Origin of the sequence: Gilliamella sp. Pra-s60, assembly GCF_009795755.1 — a bacterium.
GTDB lineage: Bacteria > Pseudomonadota > Gammaproteobacteria > Enterobacterales > Orbaceae > Gilliamella.
This window is the reverse complement of the sequence record NZ_WTFA01000052.1, coordinates 1-441: the sequence shown is the minus strand read 5'-3', so window position 1 is coordinate 441 and position 441 is coordinate 1. Positions and strand designations below refer to the sequence as shown.

Below are 441 nucleotides of genomic sequence, written 5' to 3'. Positions count from 1 at the left end.
ATTTGGTCAGTCAGGGATATTGGCGAGATGATGATGGAGACGGACAGGGAGTAGGTGGAGTAACGGCATCGGGGAGTATATCGGTGGCGTTTACCGATAAAAATGGTACTACGGTTAATCGCAGCGATGCATTAAGTCTATGTAGTGCACCTTATAAGGTAACTTTAACAAGTACAGGTGGCACATTAAGCACGCAGTATGGGGTTCCAAGGAGTAGTAGTTTTAGTGGCGCTACAGTGGATTATTATATTAATCCGAATTCATCACAGCCCGTTATTTGTTCGGTCAGGCCGGATTTGTTGTTTGGTGGAACAAGAGGCATTGATGATTTTTGGGAAGACCCCGGCTATGCAGGTCCATCTAACATATGGAATCCTAGTAAGGGCTTCTTAACTCAATCAACGAGTCCATCATCTTACGACAGGAACTTTCCAACGACTG

Annotated in this window: 1 protein-coding gene; it reads left to right on the top strand. The window is 44.9% G+C overall.

Features of this window, described 5'->3' with window-relative positions:
- Positions 1-441 (top strand): hypothetical protein (locus GQ596_RS10975; protein WP_160401758.1); only part of this gene is annotated, 441 nt, incomplete at both ends.